Annotated in this window: 22 protein-coding genes, 1 other RNA gene and 1 riboswitch; of the genes, 22 read left to right on the forward strand and 1 reads right to left on the reverse strand. The window is 28.0% G+C overall.

Features of this window, described 5'->3' with window-relative positions; translation table 11 throughout:
- Window positions 1-20: 20 nt before the first annotated feature.
- A complete protein-coding gene (locus ACQPUY_RS05220; RefSeq protein ID WP_430839955.1) occupies window positions 21-1,082 on the reverse strand; it encodes a CotS family spore coat protein in 1,062 nt (353 codons plus the stop codon).
- Between the two features lie 144 nt (window positions 1,083-1,226).
- On the opposite strand from ACQPUY_RS05220, the gene ACQPUY_RS05225 reads away from it, so the two are divergent.
- The 22 genes from ACQPUY_RS05225 (at window position 1,227) to ACQPUY_RS05330 (ending at window position 21,266) form a co-directional block, all read left to right on the forward strand.
- Window positions 1,227-2,258, forward strand: coding sequence for a deoxyguanosinetriphosphate triphosphohydrolase (locus ACQPUY_RS05225; RefSeq protein WP_430839956.1), 1,032 nt, complete (start codon window positions 1,227-1,229; stop codon window positions 2,256-2,258).
- A 175-nt stretch (window positions 2,259-2,433) separates the two neighbouring features.
- Window positions 2,434-4,191: a DNA primase gene (gene dnaG, locus ACQPUY_RS05230; protein ID WP_430839958.1), complete on the forward strand. Its 1,758-nt coding sequence runs from the start codon at window positions 2,434-2,436 to the stop codon at window positions 4,189-4,191.
- A 45-nt stretch (window positions 4,192-4,236) separates the two neighbouring features.
- Window positions 4,237-5,343: an RNA polymerase sigma factor RpoD gene (rpoD, locus tag ACQPUY_RS05235; protein ID WP_430839960.1), complete on the forward strand. Its 1,107-nt coding sequence runs from the start codon at window positions 4,237-4,239 to the stop codon at window positions 5,341-5,343.
- A 43-nt stretch (window positions 5,344-5,386) separates the two neighbouring features.
- Window positions 5,387-6,079 carry a tRNA (adenine(22)-N(1))-methyltransferase gene (locus ACQPUY_RS05240; protein WP_430839962.1) on the forward strand — a complete coding sequence of 231 codons (693 nt, stop codon included), beginning with the start codon at window positions 5,387-5,389 and terminating at the stop codon, window positions 6,077-6,079.
- Window positions 6,080-6,091: 12 nt separating this feature from the next.
- Entirely contained in the window at window positions 6,092-6,883 is a 792-nt protein-coding gene (locus tag ACQPUY_RS05245; RefSeq protein ID WP_430839964.1) for a Nif3-like dinuclear metal center hexameric protein, read from the forward strand.
- Between the two features lie 98 nt (window positions 6,884-6,981).
- Entirely contained in the window at window positions 6,982-7,233 is a 252-nt protein-coding gene (locus ACQPUY_RS05250; RefSeq protein ID WP_430840264.1) for a hypothetical protein, read from the forward strand.
- Window positions 7,234-7,287: 54 nt separating this feature from the next.
- Window positions 7,288-7,698: RNase P RNA component class A (gene rnpB, locus ACQPUY_RS05255), an RNA gene on the forward strand.
- Window positions 7,699-8,098: 400 nt separating this feature from the next.
- The gene (locus ACQPUY_RS05260; RefSeq protein ID WP_430839966.1) at window positions 8,099-8,383 is read left to right on the forward strand and encodes a hypothetical protein; all 285 of its coding nucleotides are present in this window, start codon (window positions 8,099-8,101) and stop codon (window positions 8,381-8,383) included.
- A gap of 329 nt (window positions 8,384-8,712) precedes the next feature.
- Window positions 8,713-9,210, forward strand: coding sequence for an RNA polymerase sigma factor (locus tag ACQPUY_RS05265; RefSeq protein ID WP_430839968.1), 498 nt, complete (start codon window positions 8,713-8,715; stop codon window positions 9,208-9,210).
- Window positions 9,211-9,228: 18 nt separating this feature from the next.
- The gene (locus ACQPUY_RS05270) at window positions 9,229-10,131 is read left to right on the forward strand and encodes an RsiV family protein (protein WP_430839970.1); all 903 of its coding nucleotides are present in this window, start codon (window positions 9,229-9,231) and stop codon (window positions 10,129-10,131) included.
- A 168-nt stretch (window positions 10,132-10,299) separates the two neighbouring features.
- The gene (locus tag ACQPUY_RS05275; RefSeq protein ID WP_430839972.1) at window positions 10,300-12,135 is read left to right on the forward strand and encodes an acyltransferase family protein; all 1,836 of its coding nucleotides are present in this window, start codon (window positions 10,300-10,302) and stop codon (window positions 12,133-12,135) included.
- Window positions 12,136-12,282: 147 nt separating this feature from the next.
- On the forward strand, window positions 12,283-12,414 hold the full coding sequence (locus ACQPUY_RS05280) for a hypothetical protein (RefSeq protein ID WP_430839974.1): 132 nt from the start codon (window positions 12,283-12,285) through the stop codon (window positions 12,412-12,414).
- Window positions 12,415-12,496: 82 nt separating this feature from the next.
- Window positions 12,497-12,781 (forward strand): hypothetical protein, encoded by a 285-nt coding sequence (locus ACQPUY_RS05285; RefSeq protein ID WP_430839976.1) that lies wholly within the window; start codon window positions 12,497-12,499, stop codon window positions 12,779-12,781.
- A gap of 259 nt (window positions 12,782-13,040) precedes the next feature.
- A complete protein-coding gene (locus ACQPUY_RS05290; RefSeq protein ID WP_430839978.1) occupies window positions 13,041-14,075 on the forward strand; it encodes an NADH:flavin oxidoreductase/NADH oxidase in 1,035 nt (344 codons plus the stop codon).
- Between the two features lie 27 nt (window positions 14,076-14,102).
- Complete coding sequence (locus ACQPUY_RS05295) at window positions 14,103-14,438, forward strand: DUF1653 domain-containing protein (RefSeq protein WP_430839980.1); 336 nt, start codon at window positions 14,103-14,105, stop codon at window positions 14,436-14,438.
- Window positions 14,439-14,633: 195 nt separating this feature from the next.
- Window positions 14,634-15,677 (forward strand): aldose epimerase family protein, encoded by a 1,044-nt coding sequence (locus tag ACQPUY_RS05300; protein ID WP_430839982.1) that lies wholly within the window; start codon window positions 14,634-14,636, stop codon window positions 15,675-15,677.
- Window positions 15,678-15,836: 159 nt separating this feature from the next.
- Window positions 15,837-15,947, forward strand: a riboswitch (TPP riboswitch).
- Between the two features lie 174 nt (window positions 15,948-16,121).
- Window positions 16,122-17,297: a putative hydroxymethylpyrimidine transporter CytX gene (cytX, locus tag ACQPUY_RS05305; RefSeq protein ID WP_430839984.1), complete on the forward strand. Its 1,176-nt coding sequence runs from the start codon at window positions 16,122-16,124 to the stop codon at window positions 17,295-17,297.
- A gap of 10 nt (window positions 17,298-17,307) precedes the next feature.
- A complete protein-coding gene (thiD, locus tag ACQPUY_RS05310; protein ID WP_430840256.1) occupies window positions 17,308-18,087 on the forward strand; it encodes a bifunctional hydroxymethylpyrimidine kinase/phosphomethylpyrimidine kinase in 780 nt (259 codons plus the stop codon).
- 277 nt (window positions 18,088-18,364) lie between these two features.
- Window positions 18,365-18,907 (forward strand): energy coupling factor transporter S component ThiW, encoded by a 543-nt coding sequence (gene thiW, locus ACQPUY_RS05315; RefSeq protein WP_430839985.1) that lies wholly within the window; start codon window positions 18,365-18,367, stop codon window positions 18,905-18,907.
- Window positions 18,908-18,911: 4 nt separating this feature from the next.
- A complete protein-coding gene (gene thiM, locus ACQPUY_RS05320; protein ID WP_430840257.1) occupies window positions 18,912-19,712 on the forward strand; it encodes a hydroxyethylthiazole kinase in 801 nt (266 codons plus the stop codon).
- A 1-nt stretch (window position 19,713) separates the two neighbouring features.
- Entirely contained in the window at window positions 19,714-20,340 is a 627-nt protein-coding gene (gene thiE, locus ACQPUY_RS05325) for a thiamine phosphate synthase (protein WP_430839987.1), read from the forward strand.
- 143 nt (window positions 20,341-20,483) lie between these two features.
- Entirely contained in the window at window positions 20,484-21,266 is a 783-nt protein-coding gene (locus ACQPUY_RS05330; protein WP_430839989.1) for a potassium channel family protein, read from the forward strand.
- Window positions 21,267-21,273: the final 7 nt, after the last annotated feature.

The following is a 21,273-nucleotide window of genomic DNA, read 5'->3' on the forward strand; positions in this document are numbered from 1 at the left end:
TTTATTATACATTTTACATTCTAAATTTTTATATTGTAGTGCTTTCTAAAGGTATTTATGATTTCATAAGTGAATTCTAGTTGATTTTTACTTTTATTAAGCCCCTTTTCCATAAGAGAAATAAAAGAATTTTTATTACATTTACGTATGTTTTTATAGTAATCTCGCGATAGCTTCCAGAATTTTTGAGGAAAAGCAATATATGCTACTATATATCTTAAATCTGATTCGGTTAATTCGTTTTCTTCTATATAAGTATCTAATATATTTAAGGTTAGATTAATTTGCCAATTAGTATTCTCCCTTTTTAATAACCTTCTTAAAAAGTAAGAAATATCTCTTGAGCAAAAGTCCATGGCACATTTATCGAAATCTATTAATGATACTTTATTGTTAATAATTAAGATGTTTTTATTTACATAATCTCCATGGCAAAGAGATCTAGATAAATTATTTAAATCTATTGAAGAGGATACTTCAAAAGAGATTTTAGCTAGCTCTAAGTTTTCATCTATATTGTCTAAAAATAGCTTGGAAAATCTATCATTATATTTATGAGCATTGTTTATACTTAATAGTAGTTGATTAAAGTGCTTAGCTATAGATTCACTATAATTATCAAATCCTTCTCTGTTAGCACTGCCATCTATAGGTTTGAAGTTCTTAGAGGATTTATGTAATCTACCAAGGGTATTAGAAGATAATAATACGTGAGTTAAATTATCAAAATCACATTTTTCTCCATTGAGCCAAGGGGTAAGTATAAAAAGCATGTTTTTATACTTAACATACCTACTTCCAGTAATAGTAGGAAGGAGTTTTGGAACATCTATTTCATTTCTAAAGCACCATTCCATAGCAGAATAAACGTATAAAAGGTCTTCTTCATCATAATATACTTTCTTTAAGCAATAACTTCTTTTATTAAAGTCTATTCTATAAACTGCTCTTTGCTTTTCAGTATCCTTAAATTTTATATTAACAATAGAGGCATGTTCTAAATTATAATATCTTAAAATATTATGCTTTATTTCATCTATAGGAAGCAACTCATCTTTTTTATTTGATAATAAGTTTCCCATTATTCTCTCCTTTATAATTACTTATTATTAAGATATTAGTAAAAAAAAGAAAATATACTTGGTATTAAATATATTATTATAAAATATGTTTAAATAGAGGAAAATAGAGAAAAATATAGAATATGTAATATAGAGGTGAGATATATGAATGTAAGAGAAAAAATGGAAGGTTTTGAAAGGTTGACATTAGTTTCTCAAGCTAAATTTAGCAGCGAAACCTTAGGAAGAAAAAGAGAAGAAGAAAATGATTCAATGAGAACATGTTTTATGGTAGATAGGGATAGAATAATTCATAGTAAATCTTTTAGACGTTTAAAGCACAAAACGCAAGTTTATATAAAAACTTTTGGTGATCATTATAGAACAAGATTAACACATACATTGGAAGTATCTCAAATAGCAAGAACTATAGGACTAGGAATTGGTTTAAATGAACAATTAATAGAAGCAATAGCAGTAGGACATGACTTAGGGCATGCAGCCTTTGCACATAATGGTGAAGAGGTATTAAATAAATTTTTAGATGAAGGGTTTAGGCATAATGAGCAAAGTGTTAGAGTAGTTGAAAAGCTAGAAAAAAACGGTAAAGGTCTAAATTTAACTGAAGAGGTTATAGATGGAATTTTACATCATAGCGGATTAAGTAATAATAGCAATAATAAAGCAAAGACTTTAGAAGGAAGAGTGGTTAGAGTGAGTGATAAGATAGCTTATTTAAATCATGATATAGACGATTCTATAAGAGCTGGACTTTTAAGTGAAGATTTACTTCCAAAAGAAGTAATAAAAGTACTTGGAAAAACTCATTCACAAAGAATAGATACGTTAGTTAAAGATGTAGTTATTAATACTACTAAGACTTTAAACAATAATGAATTTGATATTGCCTTTAGTCAAGAGGTTTGGGAAGCTATGACAGAGCTTAGGAGATTTATGTTTAAAAATGTATATCTAGGGGATATTTTAAAGGTAGAAAGAAATAAGGCAAAATTTGTCTTAGAAAACTTGATAGAATACTACTATACTCATGAAGATGAGCTTCCTGGAATATATAAAGAAATAGCAAAAGAAGAAGGATTAAAAAGAGCTGTAGCAGACTATATATCAGGAATGAGCGATGATTATTGTTTAAATACTTTTAATTCTATATTTGTTCCGAAATTGGTAATATATTAATATTTTGGGTAAAATAAAATTTGAAGAAATGAAGGAATTTGAACCTTGATAAAGAATATAAATAAAGAAGAATTAATAAAAAAATATAAAAATTTTTATTTAAAGAAGGATTTTTATATAAAATGTCGAAATAAATATAAGTTGACGAAAATTTATAGTAAGGAGGTGAATCTCCTTGCAGATTTCTGAAGAGATTCTAGAAAAAATTAAAGAAGAAAATGACATAGTAGATATAATATCTGAGTCAGTAAGGCTTAAAAAGGCTGGAAGAAGCTTTTCAGGATTATGTCCATTTCACAATGAAAAATCTCCTTCATTTTCTGTTTCACAAGAAAAACAAATATATAAATGCTTTGGTTGTGGGGAATCAGGAAATGTAATTACTTTTGTTATGAAAAATAAAAATATGAATTTTGTAGATGCCGTTAAGTATTTAGCAGACAGAGCAAATATTTTATTAGAGGATGAAAATAGAGTAAATCCCACTGCAAAAAAGAAGGAATTACTTTATAAAGTAAATGTAGAAGCAGGTAGGTTTTTTTATTCAAATTTAAAATCTAATAAAATGGCGTTAGAATACTTTTTAAATAGAGGTATAAGACAAGATACTATAAAAAGATTTGGATTAGGATATGCAAAGGATAGTTGGAATAGTTTATTATTTCATTTAAGAAAGCTAGGTTTTAATGATAATACATTATTAGAAGCTGGTCTAGTTTTAACCTCAGAAAAAACAGGAAATAAATATGACAGATTTAGAAATAGAGTCATGTTTCCAGTTTTTGATTATAGGGGTAAGGTAATAGGTTTTGGTGGTAGAGTATTAGATGATTCTAAGCCAAAGTACTTAAACTCTCCAGAAACATTAGTATTTCAAAAGGGAACTAATTTGTATGGCTTAAACTTTGCAATTAAAAGTAATATGAAGGAAAGATACTTCATTATGGTGGAAGGATATATGGATTTAATATCTTTGCATCAATATGGAATTACAAATGTTGTAGCATCTTTAGGTACTGCACTTACAGTTAATCAAGCAAGACTCTTAAAAAGGTATGCAGATAAAGTAATAATATCATACGATGCAGACGTAGCAGGTCAAACAGCTACTATGAGAGGGTTAGAAATATTAAAAAATGCAGGCTTTGACGTTAGAGTTTTAAGTATTCCACAGGGAAAAGATCCTGATGAGTATGTAAGAAGCAACGGAAAAGAAGCTTTTATGAAGTTGATTAATGAAGCAGAAGGCTTAGTAGAATACAGAATAAAAAAAGCAGGGGAAAATATAAACTTTAAAGATAGCAATGATTTGGTTAAGTATGGTAAAAGGGTAACAGAAATTTTAGCAAATGTTAATCCAATAGAAAAAGATATTTATATAAAAAAGATATCTGAGAATACAGGTATAAGAGAACAAGCATTATATGATTTATTATCAAAAGAAATGACAAAAAATATTAAAAATCAAGAATTTATGAATAATAAGGAAGAAAATGGAACAAAATTATATAATGAGCCTGCTTTTATAAAGGCAGAAAGATCTTTATTAAAATTATGTTTAGAAGAAGAATACTTTGATTATATTTCTCAGCTAATAAGTCAAGATGAGTTAATTCTTCCAGAACATAAAGAGATATTTTCTATTATTAAAGAAGCTAAAAAGGGAAACATAAATAATATAGTAACTTTTTTAGAGTCAAAGAGTGAAAATGTAAAGACTATTGAAGAAATAGTTAAAATTAAAGAGCAACAAGTTCTTAATGGAAAAGATAATAAGAAATTAATTCAAGATTTAATAAAACAGATAGAGAATTATAAATTAAACCAAAGATTAAAAGAACTAAAGCAAAAACAAAAAGTATTGGAAGCACAAGGAAAGATTGAAGAATCTATACAGATTGCAATTGAATTAAAAAAATTAATGAGTAGCTAAAGAGAGGTGTAGGTGCGGTTGGCAATAACGGAAGGAGGTAAAAATATGTTAGATGAAAAAACAAAAGCTAAGCAGGTTAAAAAGGAAAATGATGATAGAAGTAATAAAATGAATATAGTTAGGAATCTGCTTGATAAAGGAAAGAAAAATGGAACTTTAACATATAAAGATATAATGGATGAAGTTGAACATATCGACTTAAGTCCAGAACAAATAGAAAAGATTTATGAAGTGTTAGAATCTATGGGAATAGAGGTAATTGGTGAACCAAGTGCTGAAGAAGAAATAGAAGAAGAATTAGATTTAACTATTCCAGAAGGTATTGCAATTGATGACCCTGTTAGAATGTACTTAAAAGAAATAGGTAAAGTTCCTCTATTATCATCAGAAGAAGAAATAGAGTTAGCAAATAGAATAGAACAAGGGGATCAAAGAGCTAAAAAGAAATTAGCAGAAGCGAATTTAAGACTTGTTGTAAGTATTGCTAAAAGATACGTTGGAAGAGGAATGCTATTTTTAGACCTTATTCAAGAAGGAAATTTAGGACTTATTAAGGCTGTCGAAAAGTTCGATTATAGAAAAGGCTTTAAATTCTCAACATATGCTACATGGTGGATAAGACAGGCGATTACAAGAGCTATTGCTGACCAAGCAAGAACTATTAGAATACCAGTTCACATGGTAGAAACTATAAATAAGTTAATAAGAGTTCAAAGACAATTATTACAAGAGCTTGGAAGAGATCCATTCCCAGAAGAAATCTCAAAGGTTATGGATTTACCAGTAGATAAGGTTAGAGAAATTCAAAAAATAGCTCAAGAACCTGTATCTCTAGAAACACCTATCGGTGAAGAAGAAGATTCACATTTAGGAGATTTTATACCAGATGATGATGCTTTAGCACCAGCAGAGGCAGCTGCATTTACAATGCTTAAAGAACAATTGATTAATGTTTTAGATACTTTAACTCCAAGAGAAGAAAAGGTATTAAGACTTAGATTTGGTTTAGATGATGGTAGAGCAAGAACTCTTGAAGAAGTTGGTAAAGAGTTTAATGTTACTAGAGAAAGAATAAGACAAATTGAAGCAAAGGCCCTTAGAAAATTAAGACACCCTTCAAGAAGTAAAAAATTAAAGGATTATTTAGATTAGCACCAAAAGGTGCTAATTTTAATTTAGCAAGGAGAAGAAATTTATGGAACTAAGCAAAAGATTAAATTTTATAATTGATAACATTGATAATACATCTGTTTTAGCAGATATAGGAACAGACCATGGTTATATTCCTTTATATGCTGTTCAAAATGGATTATGTAGTAAAGCTATTGCAATTGATGTAAATAAAGACCCATTAGATAAGGCTAGACTTAATGCAATCTTAGAAGGAGTGGGAGATGAATTAGAATTTAGATTAGGTAATGGACTTAAGCCTTTAGAAAAAGATGAGGTGGAAGTAGCAATTATTGCTGGTATGGGAGGAAACTTAATAAGAGATATACTTGAAGAAAGTATTGATAAAGTGAGTTCAATAGGTTATTTAATACTTGTACCTGCTCAAAACCCTGAAGTATTAAGAGAATATCTTTATAACAATGATTATGAAATAATATGTGAAGATCTTTGTGAAGAAGATGGAATATATTATGAATTATTTAAAGTAAGAAAAAAATCAGGGGAATCAATGAAACTAGATTCAATTTATTATGAGATTAGTCCTAAATTATTAATGCAAAAGCATCCGTTAATGAAGGATTTCTTAAATGCAAAAGTAGATAATTATAAAAAAATACTTAGTTTTATAACAGAAAGTACAATCACTGCTAAAGAAAGAAAAGCAACTATAGAAGAAAAAATAAATATAATTTCAAATATGATTAATTTTTTATAAGGAAGTATAATTATGAAAAAAGTTAAAGATATTATTGAAATAATTGAAGATTTTGCTCCATTAAATTTGAAAGAAGATTTTGATAATGTTGGATTAATGGTTGGAGATAGAGAAAAAGAAGTAAAGAAAATACTTTTATCTCTAGATTGTACATTAGAAGTAATTGAAGAAGCAAAGGAAAAAGGGGCTAATTTGATAATTACCCATCATCCACTACTATTTATAAAGCCAAGCAGTATAACAACAGATACATTAGTAGGTAAAAAAATAATAGAGCTTATAAAAAATGACATAAACCTTTATTCTAGCCATACTAATTTAGATTCTGCTAGTGGTGGATTAAATGAAACAATAGTAAATATATTAGGTTATGATTCAAAAGAACTTATAGAAGTGAACAAAAATGCTAGAAATTCAAATGAAGGTCTTGGAAGAATTATTAGATTAGACAAGGAAATAGCCTTGGAAGATTTAGTGAAAGAAGTTAAAGAAAAGCTTAATATAGATGGATTGAAAGTAGTAAAAGCTTCGGAAAAAGTTAAAAATATTGCTGTTATTAATGGCAGCGGAAGTGACTTTTTCGATATAGCATATAAAAAAGGTGCTGATTGTATAATAACAGGAGATACTACATATCATTTTGCAAGTGATTATAAGGAAATGGGAGTATCAATAATAGATACTGGACACTTCTTATCAGAATGGATAGTATTTATAGAAGTAATAAATAAATTGCAAGATAAACTGAAGGATGTGGAAATAATTATTTCAGAATATAGCAAGGATCCATATACATTTGCATAAAATTAAAATAGGCATCATTTTTTGATGCCTATTTATTTTAACTATTTATAAGTATATAGCATAAACTAAATATAGGATAATAATTTGGGAGATGTGCTATGGGTAAATCTTATTATAAAAAAAAGAAAGGATCCTGGACTAAAGTATTCCAAGAAGGAATTAAGGATATATTTGATGGTATAGGGAAAAAAATTGGTGATGGAGGACCTATATTTTTAAAAAATTGCATTAATCCTGGAGCAAGATTAGTTATATTCGTACTTATAGTATTAACTCTTTTGCTTTCTGGTATAGGATTTTATTCTTGGGTAATACTACTAATGTTAGTTTTAATACTTCAATTTGTTTAAAATGTAAAAATTTTCATTTGTGTTATTTATAAAGTTATGATAATATAAGTTTTGCGAGTAAGACATGCAATCGCTGCTAGACTTAGATCTAGGAGAGGAAAGTCGGAGCTCCATAGGGCAGGGTGCTGGATAACGTCCAGTCAAGGCGACTTGAAGGAAAGTGCAACAGAGAGATACCGCCTAAGTTAAGTGACACTCCAAATCTATGATTTGGTTAGTGAAACTTATACATTCTAATTTATTAGAATGTATTCCTTAGGTAAGGGTGGAAAGGCGAGGTAAGAGCTCACCAGCATCGTGGTGACATGATGGCTATGTAAACCCCACCTGGAGCAAGGTCGAATAGGGAAACATTTAGGGGTTGCCCGCCCCGTTTCCGGGTGTACCGCTTGAGCTTATTGGCAACAGTAAGCCTAGATAGATGATTGCTTAATACAGAACTCCGCTTACGGCTTATCTCGTACATGAAGAACACTAGGCTAACGTCTAGTGTTTTTCTTATAATATAAATTAAAAAAAGAATTTTTTTCTATTAATGAGGAATAATAATAGCATTCAAAAAAATAGAGGTGAAATAAATGCTAATTATTATTTTACTAGCATGGTTAATAGGAATAGCTTTAATGATAATATTCTTTAGAGGTGCTACTAAAAAAGAAAAAGAAATGGAAGAAAATAAGCTGATAGCAGATTAAATAAAACGTAATATTAAGTAGAAATTAAGAGCTCTAGAAATAGAGTTCTTTTTATTTTTATGAATATATTAGATACTAAAACAAAGGTTTATATAAAGAAAAGTTATAAGTGAATACTAAGATAAATATGATGTAATAAAGGAAATTAAAGAAAATGGGGAGAGGATATTGTGGAAAAATTATTTATCATATTTATTTTAGCATTAATATCTGAAAGTGTTTGGGAAACGTTGAAGATGACATGGCAACAAGGGAAAGTATCTATGGATAGGATAGGAGCTTTAATAGTTTCTTTAGTTATATGCATAGATGTTAGACTAGATATTTTAAGTTTACTTGAAATTAACACTACTATACCTTTTTTAGGTGTAATATTAACAGCTATTTTAATATCTAGAGGTTCTAATTTTGTACATGATTTAATAGTTAAATTAGGACAGGCTAAAAGTAATTGAATGAAAATCATAGAAATTCAACTAAATAAAATTAAAAAAGCATTTAGTATTAGGCTAAATGCTTTTTATTATTAATAGTGAACGTATAATGGGTTGTGATGACTTGAGCGTAGCGAGGTCATAAGCAAACTTATATGTGTCCACTTTTTTTATAGGTTTGAATAATCAATTTACATAAAGTTTATTATAAAGAATAGAAGAAATTTTATATAAATAATTTAAAATATGAAATTTATTTATTAAAAATAAAACTTTTTACTATTTATATACGTTTATATAGTATAAAGCAAGAAAGATATGTACTTAAAGCAAAGGAGAATTTAGCACTAATGCATAAAGAAAATTTAAAAAAGCAAATAGCAGAGTATATCATTAGTAATAAGGAAAAATACTATAGAGTAGCGTATAGTTATGTTAAAAATGCTGATGATGCTTTGGATATTATGCAAGAATCAATATATAAAGCAGTTTCACATGTTGATTCTCTTCAAGGTATCAGTTATATAAATACTTGGTTTTATAGGATTATAGTAAATACATCTATTGACTTTCTGCGAAAACAAAAGAAAGTAATTCCGGTTGATAATGAAGTTTTAGCAAGTTTTGTTTCAGAAATAGATGACAAGTATGAAAACTTTGATTTGCAAAGAGCAATGGGTAATTTACCAGAAAAATATAGGACTGTGGTAATATTGAGATATTTTGAAGACTTAAAAATAGAGGAGATTGCAGAAATTCTTAATGAGAATACCAATACAATAAAAACACGATTATATAAGTCACTTAAATTATTGCGGATAAAAATGAATGATTATGAGGAGATTTAAATTATTAGGAGGTTTAATATGGCAGATAAAAACTTACAGGAATTGAAGAAAGAATATAATGAAATACCTATTCCAGAGGAACTAGATTTGGTAGTAAAAAATGCTTTTAGGGATTCTGGGGTGTATAACACTAGAATAAAAACTATATATAAAAGATCAGGAGTTGCAGTTGCTTCTTTAGCTATATCTACAGGAATACTTACAGTGGGAGTAAATAGTAGTCCGGCATTTGCAGATAAATTATCTAAAATACCAGTAGTAAGCAGTATAGTAAAAGTAATAACTTTTAAAGAATATAATATAAATGAAGATAAATATAAAGCCAATATAGAAGTACCTTCTATAGAAGGTTTAGAAAATAAAGCTTTAGAAGATAGCTTAAATGAAAAATATATTTCTGAAAATAAAAAGCTATATGAAGATTTTATAACTGATATGGAAGGATTGAAGAAAATAGATGATGGACATCTAGGTATAGAAAGTGGATACGTAGTTAAAACAGATAATGAAAATATACTTTCCATAGGACGTTATGTAGTGAATACTGTAGGAACTTCATCTACAACATTTGAATATGATACCATAGATAAGAAAAATGAGATTTTAATTACTCTTCCTAGTTTATTTAAAGACAATAAATATATAGAAATAATAAGCGAAAATATTAAAGAACAGATGAGAGGGCAAATGAAGTCAGATTCAAAAAAGGTTTATTGGATTGATGATGAAAGTGGAAATGGTAATATGGATATATTTAAAGAAATATCTGAGAATCAGAATTTTTATATTAATGATCAATCACAGTTAGTAATTTCCTTTAATAAATATGAGGTAGCTCCTGGGTATATGGGAATTGTAGAATTTACAATTTCAACAGATATATTATCTGATGTATTGGTTAGTAATGAGTATATCAAATAAATTTTTTAATAAAGGATTTTAGTATTACAGCTAGAGTCCTCGTATATTAATATTTTAAGGGGAATATTTACAAAAAATTTTAGATAAAAAAGAAAATTTAATTAAAAAATTTTCATCTATTTAGCTCCTATTATATAGATAAAGGGATGTACGCAGGAGGAAATCGATATGTTGAAAAAGATAAATAATAATGGATATATAAATGGGTTAGATGGATTAAGAGCTGTTGCTGTATTAATAGTAATTGCCTATCATTTTAGCTTTAGCTGGGCTGGAGGAGGCTTTTTAGGGGTTGATATATTTTTTGTTATATCAGGTTATCTAATAACCTCTAAAGTTTTATCTGTACAAGAAAATAAACAAAGTTTTAAATTTAAGGAATTTTGGCGTAGTCGTATTAGGCGTTTATTTCCAGCAGCCTTCGTAATGATAATAACTACTTTTATTTTGGTAATTCTATTTAAGCCAAATTTGTTAATTAATATTCTAGGAGATGGAGTTTCATCTATTTTTTATGTAAGTAACTGGTGGTTTATTTTTCATAAGCTTTCTTATTTTGATAGTTTTGGGTCTCCATCACCTTTTAAGAATTTATGGTCTTTATCAATAGAGGTACAATTCTATATTTTATGGCCTAGTATACTTATAATAGGACATAAGATTTTTAAAAAAAGAGACAAGCTAGCTAAGATGATTTTTGTCTTAGCATTACTTTCAGCGATGTTAATGGGGATATTATATAAGCCAGGTATAGATCCGAGTCGTATATATTATGGTACTGATACTAGGGCATTTGAATTATTAATAGGAAGTTGGTTAGCTATTATTTGTCCAATGAAAACATTCATTGTTAGAAGATCTTTTTCAAGAAAAAATTCTAATAAGCAAAAAAAGATGCTAAATATAACAGGTAGAGTTAGTTTAACAATCTTCATACTTTGTGTAGTTTTTGTTAATGAGTATAATACATTTCTTTACAGAGGGGGATTATTTTTAATTAGTTTAAATGCAGCTATACTTATAGCTTGTGTTTGTAATCCTGATAGTTATTTACGACATATATTTTCATGGAAACCCCTGACTTGGATTGGAAAAAGATCTTATGGAATTTATCTTTGGCATTATCCTATTATTGTTTTAAGTACTCCTATTTATGAAATAGGAAATCCATCATATTTGCGTGTAGGGTTACAGCTTATAATTATATTTATTGTTGCAAATCTTTCATATAATTATATAGAAATACCTATACAAAAATATGGATTCCAAGAGTTTATTAAGAATATACGATTTAAAAATATTACTAACCGTAAAAAAAGATATTTAGTTAGAAGGGCTTCAGTTGCTGTAATTATTTTAATTACTATGATTATGACTATTAACATTAATAATGTGTTAAAAGTCAAAGAAAAAACAGAAATATCTGAAACTACTCAAACAGAAGTAGTTTTGACTAATAAAGAGAAAAGTTCTGTTACAGATAATAAAGAGGAAAGTTCTGTTACATATGATTTAGAAATAAATTCTTCAACTGAGAATAATTCTTACCAGGAAATATTAGCTATTGGGGATTCTATTATGCTAGATATTAGCTCAGCCTTAAGTGATAAATACGACAATATTACAATTGATGGAAAAGTTGGAAGGCAAATGAGTCAAGCTAATGAACTTGTAAATACTTATGCAGAATTTAATAACCCTAATAAAGCAGTAATTATTGAATTAGGATCAAATGGTTATTTTACTGATAAAGAAATTGATAATTTACTTGATTCTTTCTCTGCAGCACAGGTTTATTTAGTAAACGTCCGTGTACCGAGGTCATGGGAAGGTGATGTAAATAAAACATTGAGGAGAAAAGCAGAAGAAAGAGATAATGTAACATTAATAAATTGGTATTCTACTGCAATTGATCATTCAGAATTTTTTACAGAAGATGGTGTTCATTTAGAACCTGAAGGAATTGAAGCTTTAGTTTCTATTATAGATACTGCGATTAAATAAAATAGTAGTAAATAAGTAATCTAATATAAAATGATAATAAAAAGATGTCCAAGACTTTAATGTTTGAACATCTTTTTTATTATTAAAAATAGAATTTTTTTTGATTAATGGAGAATACTAATAGCATTTATAGGAGAGGTGAAATAAATGCTATTTTTTATTGCAACAATATGGCTAATAAGTATTACTTTAATATTAATATTCTTTAAGGGAGCAACTAGAAAAGAAAAGAATATGGAAATAAGAATGAGATTATTAGGTAATGAAGAAGATAAATAATAAAAAATTATAATGAATAAGTGTATACTAAGATAAATATGATTTAATAAAGGAATTTGAAGAAAATATGGGAGAGGATATTGTGGAAAAATTATTTATCATATTTATTTTAGCATTAATATCTGAAAGTGTTTGGGAAACGTTGAAGATGACATGGCAACAAGGAAAAGTATCTATGGATAGGATAGGAGCTTTAATAGTTTCTTTAGTTATATGCATAGATGTTAGAGTAGATATTTTAAGTTTACTTGAAATTAATACTACTATACCTTTTTTAGGTGTAATATTAACAGCTATTTTAATATCTAGAGGATCTAATTTTATGCATGATTTAATAGTCAAATTAGGACAGGCTAAAAGTAGATAATAGGAAGATATATAATAAGAGTTTTAATTATTAAGAATGCCAGATAGAAAAGCAGTATGTAATAAAATCTACCTGGCAAAATAATTAACTACTGAATATATAATAATTTAAAGACAAGTTTTATGTCAAATACATATTTTGGTTACTTTTATAGGTTTAAAATAATAATAATTCTTAAATAAAAATTAATGCTACTTGATTTATAAAAGTAGTATATTTATACTAAGATTAAGGAATAATATAGAAAGGTGGTTTTTTAATGGAAAATTTATTTACTCCCTATGAATTTAAGGGACTTAAATTAAAAAATAGAATAGTTTTACCACCAATGTGTCAATACTCAGTAGATAAGAAGGATGGAATAGCAAATGATTGGCATTTTGTTCACTACGTAAGTAGAGCAGTTGGCGGAACTGGCTTAATAATTATTGAGATGACAGATGTGGAGCCAGATGGACGCATTAGTGATTATGATTTAGGGTTATGGTGCGATGAGCAAATAGAACCATTAGAAAGAATAGTAAATGAATGTCATAAATATGGAGCAAAGGTAGCAATACAAATTGCTCATGCTGGTAGAAAGGCTGAGGATGCAAAGGTACCAGTAGCCCCTTCACCAATAGCTTTTGATGAAAACAGTAAAACTCCAAGAGAATTAACTACAGGTGAAGTTAAGGAAATAGTTGAAAAGTTTAGAATGGCAGTTAGACGTGCTGTTAAGGCTGGATTTGATGCCATAGAAATACATGGAGCTCATGGTTATTTAATACATCAATTTCATTCACCATTAACTAATAAAAGAGATGATGAATATGGAAAAGACTTAACTAAGTTTGGCTCAGAAGTTTTAAAAGTAGCTAAAAGTGAAATGCCAGAAGATATGCCACTAATTATGAGGCTTTCTGCTATTGAATATGTAGAAGGTGGATATGGAATTGAAACTGGTATAGAACTTGCAAAGGCATATAAGAAGGCTGGAGCTGATATATTCCACATTAGTGCTGGAGGAGAGGGACCGATTGCAGCAGCAGGTAGACCAGGAACTCATGCTGGATATCAAGTTCCATTTGCAAGAGCTATAAAAGAAAATGTAAATACTGATGTTATAGCTGTTGGAAGATTAGATGAACCTGATCTTGCAAATTCAGTTATAGGAAATGGAGATGCTGATTTAGTAGCCATAGGTAGGGCGATGTTTAGAAATCCTTATTGGGCTTTTGATGCTGCTACTAAGCTAGGTAAAAAGATAAAAGTACCTAAACAATATATAAATGGCTTTCCAAGAAATATATAAGAGGTAAGTAAAGGAATAGGTGATAAAATGAGAAGTATAAAGTATCCTGCTATTTATAAACATTTTAAAAATAAATATTATGCTGTAATGGCAGTAAGTAAGCCAAAGGAAGACAAATCTATTATAGATAATAGTACTAAGCTACAAGGATACCACACAGAATTAAATAAGTTTATAGATATTTATAAAAGAGGGGACTTATATTATCATGACATAGAAATGGAAGATGTTTTAGTTTTATATAAAGCACTTTATGACGACAAAGGAATATACGCTAGACCTATAAATATGTTTCTAAGTGATGTAGACAAAAATAAATATCCAGATGTAGAACAAAAATATAGATTTGAATTATTTAACTAATAAAAATAGAGCTGCTAATAATTTATTGGCAGCTTTTAATATTATGATAATAACTAGTTATTTTAATAAAATTTTAGTAAAATATTAAAAATTACATTGAAGTAATTGACTCTTTTACTATGAAAGTATATATTAGGAATATAATGATAACGGTTTATATTTTATAAATATAATAAGAGTTTTGGGAGTGCAACTATGGAGATATTAAAGTTTTTGGTTGGAGAATTTAATGGAAAAAAGGTTGAAAGCTACAACTTGAGAAATTCAAAAGGTTTCGGAATAAATGCTTTAAATTATGGAGGAATAATAACAGATGTATTAGTTCCAGATAAAGATGGAGTTATAGAAAACGTTGTTATGAAATATAAGGATATTAATTCTTATAAAGAAAACCCATCTTATTATGGCGCTCTAATAGGAAGAACTTCAGGAAGAATTGCTGAAGGAAAAGTTACAATAAATGATAATGTTTTGGAGCTTAATAAAAACTATGGAGTAAATCAAGGACATGGAGGAGCTATTGGCTTTAGTAAAAAGTTTTTAGATGTAATAACTAATGCTAATGAAGAAGAAGCCTATATTGAATTTAATTATTTAAGCCCTTGTGGGGAAGAAGGGTATCCAGGAAATCTAAATCTTAAAGTAAGATATACTATCACAGAAAATAACGAACTAAAATTATCATATAAGGCTACTTGTGATGAAAATACATTGGTAAATTTAACTAATCATAGTTATTTTAATTTAAGTGGAAATTGTAAAGAAAATATTTTAAGCCATTATTTATATCTTGATAGTGATTTTTTAGTAGAGCTTAACGAAAATGAAGTTCCTACTGGAGAAATTATAGAGATAGAAGGAACGCCATTTGATTTTACAAATCCTAAGACAATAGGTAGAGATATTGAAGAAGATGATTATCAATTAAAAATTGGACAAGGATATGATCATTGTTGGATCTTAAATGGTGGGAACGATGTTAAGATGAGACTTTATCATAAGGAATCAGGAAGAAAAATGGATGTATATACTAATCAAAATAGTGTTGTTTTATATTCTCTTAATTTCCCAGATGAGGAGATTTTAGAATGTAATAAGAAGCCGAGTAGAAGAGATGCTTTAGCAATAGAAACTCAGAGTCCACCAATAGGAAGAGATAATATATTTGCAAAGTATTCATTTCTAAAAAAAGGTGAGGAATATAATAAAGAAACTATATATAAATTTACAACAATATAGTTTTATATGACGATAGGATGTATTAGCATAGTTTTTTGATGCTTAATTATATTTGGAGAAAAATTATAATTTTATACTTGTAAAATTTAATCTTTAATAGACTAAGAATAAATATTTATTTTACAAAATATTCATCTTTTGATATAATAAAGTAAAAATAGATGTAATCAGGGGAGCTTGTGGTAGCAGGCTGAGAGGAAGTAATCAAACTTCGACCCTTACACCTGATTTGGGTAATGCCAACGTAGGAAGTGATATAGTTTGCTTATTATGAGGGAATACCGTAGGGTGTTTCCTTTTTTTATTTATATTTGAATGTTTTGGGATTAGTTAAATCTATCAGATAGTGAAGTAAATTTAAGCTAAAAATATAAATACATATTAATAAAAGTAAATTTATATCTACTCACCTTTTTGACATGATTATAAAAAGGAGATGTATTTATGAAAGAATCTAAAATATCAACATTTGGACAAGGATTAATTTGGTTTGGGGCAGCGGTGTCTCTTGCAGAAATTTTAACAGGAACTCTTATTGCTCCTCTTGGTTTTAAAAAGGGCTTATTAGCTATATTGCTTGGACATTTAATTGGTTGTACTCTTTTCTATTTTTCAGGATTTATAGGGGCTAAAACAAGGCTTAGTGCAATGGAGACAGTTAAGTTATCTTTTGGTAAAAAAGGAGCAATATTATTTTCAAGCCTTAATGCATTACAATTAGTGGGTTGGACAGCTGTAATGATAGTTAGTGGAGCAGTAGCAGCAAATTCTATTTATAGTTTTGGTGGAAATGCAATATGGGCAATAATAATATCAATTTTTATAATATTATGGGTATTAATTGATATTGATAAATTAAGTAAGCTAAATACATTAGCTATGATTATGCTTTTTATACTTACATTAATTTTAAGTTTTATTGTTTTTAAAGGAAATAATATAAGTTCCTTTACTGAATCTATAAGTTTTGGAGCGGCAGTAGAATTAAGTGTAGCAATGCCTCTTTCTTGGTTACCACTTGTATCAGATTATATTCGTAATGCTAAAAAGCCAAAGTCATCTATATTAGTTAGTACAATAGTATATTTTATAACTAGTTCATGGATGTATATTATAGGAATGGGAGCAGCAATTTACACAGGAGAATCTGATATAGCTAAAATTATGGTTACTGCAGGTCTTGGAATGGCAGGGCTTATAATAATAATTTTTTCAACAGTTACTACAACATTTTTAGATGTTTATTCAGCTGGAGTAAGTTTAAATAGCATTTCAAAAGCATTTAATGAAAAGTGGACAGCTATAGCAGTTTGTGTTATAGGAATGCTTCTTGCTATATTTACACCAATCACACAATATGAAAATTTCTTATATCTTATAGGATCAGTATTTGCACCTATGATAGCTATACAAATTGCAGATAATTTTATTTTAAAGAAAGATAGCACAAATAAAAATTTTGATATAGAAAATTTAATTTTATGGGCTGTAGGATTTGCTATATATCGTATGTTTATGAAAATTGATACACCTATAGGAAATACTATGCCAGTTATGATTATTACTATTTTACTTACAACTATTATTGGAAAGGTTAAGGGGACAAATAAAAATGAGTAACAGAGGTATAATGAAAAAAGTTTTAACTATAGCAGGATCGGATTGCAGTGGAGGAGCTGGAATACAAGCAGATATAAAAACAATAACTGTTCATAAAATGTATGCAATGAGTGTTATAACAGCTTTAACAGCTCAAAATACAACAGGAGTTTATGGAATAGAAGATGCTTCTAAAGAATTTGTTTGTAAACAAATAGATTGTGTATTTAAAGATATAGAGCCAGATGCAGTAAAAATAGGAATGGTTTCTAACTCAAAAATAATAGAAGCAATAGCAGAAAAGCTTTCCTATTATAATGCTAGAAATATAGTTTTAGATCCAGTTATGGTATCAACAAGTGGAAGCAAATTAATTTGTGATGAAGCTATAAATACACTTGTAAAAAAGCTTATGCCTTTAGCAAGAGTTATAACTCCAAATACAAGGGAAGCAGAAGTTTTATGTGGATTTAAAGTAGAAAATAAAGAAGATATGATAAAGGCAGCAAAGGAAATATCTAAAAATTTAAATGTTTCAGTGTTAGTAAAAGGTGGACATCTAAGTGATGATGCAATAGATATATTATATGAAAATGGGAAAATATCATATTTTACAAGTGAAAGAATAGATAATCCTAATACTCATGGGACAGGTTGTACATTATCTTCAGCAATTGCTTGCAACTTAGCAAGGGGTGAAAGTTTAGAGGATAGTATTAGAAATGCAAAAGAATATTTAACGGGAGCTATAAAAGCAAAGTTAGATATAGGAGAGGGAAGAGGTCCTCTTGAACACACTTATATTTTATAAAATAGCCTATAAAGTTTTCTTTAACAAACTGAAGGGGAGCGCCTTGAGTTTGGATAGGTAAGACAATTAAATAGCGAGGGAGCTCGTGTTTCGAGATGAGAGGTAGCTAATAAGTTACGACCGATTTTAAAAGGGGATTATGTCCTTTCTTTTACATGCTATTTAATTATTATTTATATTCTTTTAGCAATATCTATTTTAAGAAAGGACAAGCTTTATATTTAGTAGTTTTTAATTAAATTTTTAAAATAGATATTTGTTGAAAGGAAGATGAAAAATGGCAAATCAAAACAAAGTACTAAAAACTGTATTTTTATCTATTATGGTAGCAATAGGGGTAGTTATATCTCCCATACTACGTATTGAAGGGATGTGTCCTACAGCTCATTTAATAAATATTGTATGTGCTGTATTTATGGGGCCAGGCTATTCGCTTTTATGTGCAACACTTATAGGAATTATTAGAATGATGTTTATGGGAATACCACCACTTGCTTTAACAGGAGCAGTTTTTGGAGCCTTTTTATCAGGTGTGTTATATAAGCTATCACATGGAAAGATTATATTTGCAGTATTAGGTGAAATTTTTGGAACAGGAGTTATAGGAGCAATAGTTTCATATCCAGTAATGACTTTTTTAGTTGGAAAAGGGGGATTAACAGTCTTTTATTATGTTCCAATGTTTATAACTGCCACTATTATGGGTGGATGTGTAGCTTATATTTTCTTAATTTCACTAAAGAAAACAGGAATGCTTACTAAAATTCAAGATAGATTAGGATGTGAAGTATATGAAGGAAAAAGAAATTCTTCTAAATAACATAATAGAAATAAAAAATAAAGTAATGATAAATAATCCACTAATACATTGCATAACTAATCATATAACAATTAATGATTGCGCAAATGTTGTACTTTCAGCTTATGGTAAGCCTATTATGGCAGAACATTACAAAGAAGTTTCAGATATTACAGCTTCATCTAATGCCTTAGCTATTAATATTGGAAATATAACTGATGACAGGATGAAATCAATAATGATATCTGCTAAAACAGCTTATGAAAAGAAAATACCATCAATTATAGATATTGTAGGAGTTAGTTGTAGTGATTTAAGGTTAAACTTTGCTATAGATTTTATAGATAAATGTAAACCAAGAGTAATTAAAGGTAATATGTCAGAAATAAAAGCTATATTTGGACTTAATACAAAATCAAAAGGTATTGATGTAAATGAAGAAGATATTACTACTTATGATACTCTTAAGAATAATATTTATATAGTAAAAGAGCTTGCTTTAAAAACAAACTCTACTGTAGTTGCAACAGGAGCTATAGATATAATAAGTGATGGAAATAAGACATATACAATTGAAAATGGATGTGAAGAGCTTTCAAGAATAACAGGAACAGGTTGTATGTTAAATGTTTTAATAGCTACATATATAAGTAGTAAAGATATTATTAATAGTGCTATTTTAGGAACTGTAATAATGGGGATTTGTGGAGAATTATCTAGGGATGCTAAAGGTACAGCATCCTTTAAAATAGAATTATTAGATAATATATCAACTATTAAAGATGAAGATATATTAGAAAGAATAAAGATAAGGGTGGTGGAATAAAATGAAATTTGATTGTAGTTTATATTTAGTAACTGATAGTACAGGTCTAGAGGAAAAGGAATTTTTAAATAAAATAGAGGAAGCCTGCAAAGCTGGTGTTACTCTAGTACAGTTAAGAGAAAAAGATAAGTCAGGAAGAGAATATCTTAGCTTAGCTTTTAAGGTTAAAGAAATAACTGATAAATATAATATTCCATTGATTATTGATGATAGAATAGATATTGCAATGGTAGTAGATGCAGCAGGAGTGCATCTTGGCCAAAGTGATATAAACATAAAATATGCAAGAAAGATTTTAGGGAAGGATAAGATAATAGGAGCTACTACAAAGACTGTTAATCAAGCAAAGGAGGCAGTTGAAGAAGGGGCTGATTATCTAGGCGTTGGCGCAATTTATCCAACAACAACAAAAGTTAAAACTGTACTAACAGATATTAAAACCTTAAATGAAATATGCCATACAGTAGATATACCAGTTGTAGCTATTGGAGGATTAAATGAAGAAAACTGTAATATCCTAAATGGAAGTAAAATAAGTGGGATAGCTGTAGTATCAGCAATTATGAAGGCCAAGGATATTAAAAAAGCAGTAGAAAATTTAATAAGTTGGATTAGCTCAGAAAAATAAAGAGTTATTATAAAATTAAAGTTGGATGTCCTAAAAATATTAAAAATATTTTGAGATATTCAACTTTAATTTTATTTTTTATTATCATTTTTATTAAAGTTACTTTATAAAATATAAGTAGATGACTAATTGAGAGGTATTTTATGAAGGCTAAAATTCTATATGAATTATTTATTGGTTTACTATCTTTAATGGCTGCAATTATGATAATTTTAGATTTAATGTATGAGCTTCCATTAATGGTAGTAGAAAGCTTTTATTTTATTAATTTAATTATCTGTATAATTTTTTTTATAGATTATTTAATTAATTTTTTTATTTCAGGAAATAAGTTTTACTTTATAATTAATAATGTTGTAGATTTTCTTTCTATTTTTCCTCTTATATTAATTGGAAGAATGATATTTGATTTAAATTTAGGAAGTTTTATAGATATTAATGTAGAGTTTAAAATTTCTAAGGTAATAGTTTTAGTTATTTTGATAATAAAATTTAAAGATAAAATTAGAGAATCGGTTAAGTTAAATAAATTTAATTATTTGTTAATCGTAACAACCATTATAATAGTATTGGGAGCAGTTATAATTGCTTTATTAGAAGATATGTCTTTTGGAGATGCAATTTGGTGGAGCTTTGTTACCTTTACTACTGTTGGATATGGTGATATATTATTAACAACTAAGCTAGGTCGAATAGTTGCAATACTATTAATGATTTTTGGAATAGGATTTATAGGAGTTACAACTAGTACAATAGCTGCTTATATAATAAATAATGATATTAGAAAAAGAAGAAATAGAAATTTTAAAGATGAAACAATAGAATTTATTAAATATCGTATAGATGATTTAGAAAATGTTTCAGATGAAGAACTTGAAAATATATATAAGACTTTAAGGGTTTTAAAAGAAAATAAGAAAGAGTAAGAGAGGT

It is taken from the genome of Clostridium nigeriense, assembly GCF_050585245.1.
In the GTDB taxonomy this organism is placed as follows: Bacteria; Bacillota; Clostridia; order Clostridiales; family Clostridiaceae; genus Clostridium; species Clostridium nigeriense_A.

What these genes read in the sequence shown, in the direction of transcription:
- ACQPUY_RS05220 (WP_430839955.1), bottom strand. Translation starts at nt 1,082, where the DNA reads ATGGGAAACTTATTATCAAATAAAAAAGATGAGTTGCTTCCTATAGAT.
- ACQPUY_RS05225 (WP_430839956.1), top strand. Translation starts at nt 1,227, where the DNA reads ATGAATGTAAGAGAAAAAATGGAAGGTTTTGAAAGGTTGACATTAGTT.
- rpoD (WP_430839960.1), top strand. Translation starts at nt 4,237, where the DNA reads ATGTTAGATGAAAAAACAAAAGCTAAGCAGGTTAAAAAGGAAAATGAT.
- ACQPUY_RS05240 (WP_430839962.1), top strand. Translation starts at nt 5,387, where the DNA reads ATGGAACTAAGCAAAAGATTAAATTTTATAATTGATAACATTGATAAT.
- ACQPUY_RS05245 (WP_430839964.1), top strand. Translation starts at nt 6,092, where the DNA reads ATGAAAAAAGTTAAAGATATTATTGAAATAATTGAAGATTTTGCTCCA.
- ACQPUY_RS05250 (WP_430840264.1), top strand. Translation starts at nt 6,982, where the DNA reads ATGGGTAAATCTTATTATAAAAAAAAGAAAGGATCCTGGACTAAAGTA.
- ACQPUY_RS05265 (WP_430839968.1), top strand. Translation starts at nt 8,713, where the DNA reads ATGCATAAAGAAAATTTAAAAAAGCAAATAGCAGAGTATATCATTAGT.
- ACQPUY_RS05270 (WP_430839970.1), top strand. Translation starts at nt 9,229, where the DNA reads ATGGCAGATAAAAACTTACAGGAATTGAAGAAAGAATATAATGAAATA.
- ACQPUY_RS05275 (WP_430839972.1), top strand. Translation starts at nt 10,300, where the DNA reads ATGTTGAAAAAGATAAATAATAATGGATATATAAATGGGTTAGATGGA.
- ACQPUY_RS05280 (WP_430839974.1), top strand. Translation starts at nt 12,283, where the DNA reads ATGCTATTTTTTATTGCAACAATATGGCTAATAAGTATTACTTTAATA.
- ACQPUY_RS05290 (WP_430839978.1), top strand. Translation starts at nt 13,041, where the DNA reads ATGGAAAATTTATTTACTCCCTATGAATTTAAGGGACTTAAATTAAAA.
- ACQPUY_RS05295 (WP_430839980.1), top strand. Translation starts at nt 14,103, where the DNA reads ATGAGAAGTATAAAGTATCCTGCTATTTATAAACATTTTAAAAATAAA.
- ACQPUY_RS05300 (WP_430839982.1), top strand. Translation starts at nt 14,634, where the DNA reads ATGGAGATATTAAAGTTTTTGGTTGGAGAATTTAATGGAAAAAAGGTT.
- cytX (WP_430839984.1), top strand. Translation starts at nt 16,122, where the DNA reads ATGAAAGAATCTAAAATATCAACATTTGGACAAGGATTAATTTGGTTT.
- thiD (WP_430840256.1), top strand. Translation starts at nt 17,308, where the DNA reads ATGAAAAAAGTTTTAACTATAGCAGGATCGGATTGCAGTGGAGGAGCT.
- thiW (WP_430839985.1), top strand. Translation starts at nt 18,365, where the DNA reads ATGGCAAATCAAAACAAAGTACTAAAAACTGTATTTTTATCTATTATG.
- thiE (WP_430839987.1), top strand. Translation starts at nt 19,714, where the DNA reads ATGAAATTTGATTGTAGTTTATATTTAGTAACTGATAGTACAGGTCTA.
- ACQPUY_RS05330 (WP_430839989.1), top strand. Translation starts at nt 20,484, where the DNA reads ATGAAGGCTAAAATTCTATATGAATTATTTATTGGTTTACTATCTTTA.